The sequence below is a fragment of the Pseudomonas sp. RA_15y_Pfl1_P11 genome (assembly GCF_963970975.1).
GTDB classification, from domain to species: domain Bacteria; phylum Pseudomonadota; class Gammaproteobacteria; order Pseudomonadales; family Pseudomonadaceae; genus Aquipseudomonas; species Aquipseudomonas tritici.
Window position 1 is genome coordinate 1 of the sequence record NZ_CAXAOY010000055.1, and the last position, 1,069, is coordinate 1,069.

General features: G+C 54.4%; 2 pseudogenes. Both read right to left on the reverse strand.

The window, feature by feature from the left end:
- Positions 1 to 444: pseudogene (locus tag AACY44_RS27570) on the reverse strand (hypothetical protein); the annotation flags it as partial.
- A pseudogene (locus AACY44_RS27575) lies at positions 441 to 1,069 on the reverse strand (hypothetical protein); the annotation flags it as partial. The pseudogenes AACY44_RS27575 and AACY44_RS27570, both read right to left, overlap by 4 nt.

The window sequence follows — 1,069 nt, forward strand, 5'->3', positions numbered from 1 at the left end:
GACTCACCGATGACTGCTGCGTGGCCGCCGCCGTCACGCTTTCCCAGGGGACAATCCAGTACTCGCCATCCTCTCGTGGCACGCACACCTCACGGCGTTGCCGATTAAAGCGCACGGGCAATGGCACCTCACGAAACAGTCCCTGAATTAAAAAAACGTAGGAACCCCAATGATGAAGGTAGTCATGATCGCAAATATGTGCATATCGTCATGATCATTTCTGAACAGATATCCCATGAATGCAAACAGCATCACCATCGGCCATAGCACCATCACCGCCGAGCCAATGCTGTAGTTTCCGATGTCGAGAAACACCTCGTTCTTGCGCCAGATGGTGTTGAGCACATCCGAGGGTTTTTCACCGGTGGGAATGGGCAACGGCGCCAAGTAGTCATTGCGCGAAAACAGCCGTTTTTTCGTGGTGCCTGCCGGTGGCGTACTCATGCGCGGTCCTTGGGTTGCACGGCCAGTTCCGCTTCACGTTTTGCGATGGCCACTTCCAACTCAGGGGAGCGCTTGGCCCATTGCTCCGGTGGCAGTGGTTTGGACCATTCGATGATGTCGGGATAGTCGAGGTCTGGTGGGGGTGATAACTTCCATGTTTGCAGCATCATTGCGACCGGGGCACCAAGGAGTAAGGCACCGATCACCAACCAAATTGCTTGACCAATTTCTTGAGCCATTAGGTGTTGCCTGATTCCATCAAGGTACTCAGAGCAAACGCCCCAAAAAACACTTCTACCGCGCAGTTTTTCTCTCCCCCCCTCAAAATCATTTGTAATAGGCAAAACCTCTGGCCCAATCTCCATGTAGCTGCGCACGCACTCCCACAACGCCATGGCCGTGGTGCCGCCACCACAGTTAAATCCGAACCAAAAATGCTTGTTATCCTCCTTGGCCTGCGGGTCAGGATTCTCAAAGCCAATGATCAATAAGCCCATTGTAGCTTTACCCGCCTGACTCACCGACGACTGCTGCGTGGCCGCCGCCGTCACGCTTTCCCAGGGGACAATCCAGTACTCGCCATCCTCTCGTGGCACGCACACCTCACGGCGTTGCCGATTAAAGC